Below are 1777 nucleotides of genomic sequence, written 5' to 3'. Positions count from 1 at the left end.
CGAACCAAGTGATGAACGGGAGTCGCGGGCGCTGCTGTTTCCTGTGTTCAGGATGTTTGGCCGCGACCCCGTTATCACCAACGTTCGTCGTGCTACTTCAAGTTCGTTGTTCATTCACCTTCGAATGCCGATCAGATCCGACGCCTGTCGTTGTGGCTGGAATTGGGCCCATCGCGTCGTGACGCGACCTCTGTTTCCTGTTGATCGCACCTGATGTCGCGGTTTTGTTGTCATTCCGGGTTCATCGTATTGATTCACGTACCGTCCCATCGATTGGCAACGGAACCTCTGTCGCCTGTTGATCGCATTGGTGGTCACGGTTTGATATCGTAATCCCGCTTGACAATGAGGCCCATCACCATGCGGGGATTGCTACAATGATTCTGGCCCGTCCAACTTTCGGCTGACGACGATGTAGCCTGACGAACAATGTGGTGCACCGCAGTCGGCGAGTTGGGCTTACATTTGAGTTCACGTCACCCGCGCCGACGTGGTGACCACACGCGTTCTGTCGATAGGAAGCTCGCATGGTAGCGTATCGAAAGCGACTCGCAGTCAACGGGAAGGCACCCTACCTGGGACCATTCCCCGGTCTCGTCGAATGCTCCGACGTCGCGACTCTGTCCGGAACATCCGTGTTTGTTTCTCTCACCTCAAAGTGCCGTCATCTCGAGAAACTCTCCGATCATCACCAAATCGAGCGGATGCACTGTCCGTATCGCGAAGATCTCATTGACATATTAGCAAGGTTTCCGAATCTGAAGCATCTTCAACTGCGACTCCCGAGATCGCCGGAGATTGCTCCGCTAGCGCAACTAACGCAGATTGAGTCGTTGGTGTTGAAGTGCAGCAAGCACCAAAAGTCACTTGATTTTCTTCAGGGAATGGCGAATCTTCGCTTTCTGTGTGTCAGTGAAGCAATGGGAATTGATCGCTTAACTCCGCTTGGATCGCTTTCGTCTTTGCAAGAACTCTATATCGACGGGACGATAAGTGGAAGGAATACCGTACAGACCCTCGCCCCGCTCGGCAAGCTCCACTCGCTTGAGTACCTTTTGCTACTGATCCGTGTTGCGAAACAACGACGGACGCTTAAACCGCTGTACAAGCTCACGAAACTTGCATTCCTGCATCTTTCCGACGACTATGTTGCCACTGAATACAATGCCATTTTGCGGAAACTGCCATTGCTAGATGAGATCTGTTTCAACGGTGGCAAACGGCATACACTCAACAACTGACAGAACAAAGCGATGCACGATGAGTCGCCGAGTCGTGGTTTTGAAGTGGACGATCGTTTGCGGCGACCGCGTGATCGCCGCCGTTCGTCGTGCTTGGTCACGTTCGTTGGTTCATTCACCTTCGAGTGCGGATCAGATCCGACGCCTGGCGTCGCTACTGAAATCGGGCTCATCGCATCGTGACGCAACCTCTGTTTCCTGGTGATCGCTCTTGATGTCACGGTTTGATAGATCATCGTCTCCAATCGGATGATGGCTTGGTGATTCGCAACGCGAATCGCGTCCGTCGTGCCGGATGACTCACGTAGTGGCCCATTGATTGGCAACGGAACATCAGTCGCCTATTGATCGCACCTGATGTTGCGGTTTAGTTGTCACTTCTGGCTCAACGTACTGATTCACGTACCGTCCCATCCATTGGTAACGCGACCTCTGTCGCCTTTTGATCGCAATCGTGGTCACGGTTTAACATCGTAATCCCGCTTGACAATAAGGCCCATCACCACGCAGCGATTGCTACAATGGTTCTGGCCCGT

General features: G+C 53.0%; 2 protein-coding genes. Both read left to right on the top strand.

Annotated features, from left to right (window positions below):
• The first annotated feature begins 527 nt into the window (after positions 1 to 527).
• The gene (locus FYC48_RS27430; protein WP_149500014.1) at positions 528 to 1241 is read left to right on the top strand and encodes a hypothetical protein; all 714 of its coding nucleotides are present in this window, start codon (positions 528 to 530) and stop codon (positions 1239 to 1241) included.
• 19 nt (positions 1242 to 1260) lie between these two features.
• On the top strand, positions 1261 to 1446 hold the full coding sequence (locus tag FYC48_RS27425; RefSeq protein WP_149500013.1) for a hypothetical protein: 186 nt from the start codon (positions 1261 to 1263) through the stop codon (positions 1444 to 1446).
• Positions 1447 to 1777: the final 331 nt, after the last annotated feature.

The organism is Roseiconus lacunae, assembly GCF_008312935.1.
GTDB lineage: Bacteria > Planctomycetota > Planctomycetia > Pirellulales > Pirellulaceae > Stieleria > Stieleria lacunae.
This window is presented reverse-complemented; position numbering and strand designations above follow the sequence as displayed.

Bases quoted from the DNA above. Each gene is read 5' to 3' on its own strand.
- FYC48_RS27425 (WP_149500013.1), top strand. From the start codon at position 1,261: ATGAGTCGCCGAGTCGTGGTTTTGAAGTGGACGATCGTTTGCGGCGAC.
- FYC48_RS27430 (WP_149500014.1), top strand. From the start codon at position 528: ATGGTAGCGTATCGAAAGCGACTCGCAGTCAACGGGAAGGCACCCTAC.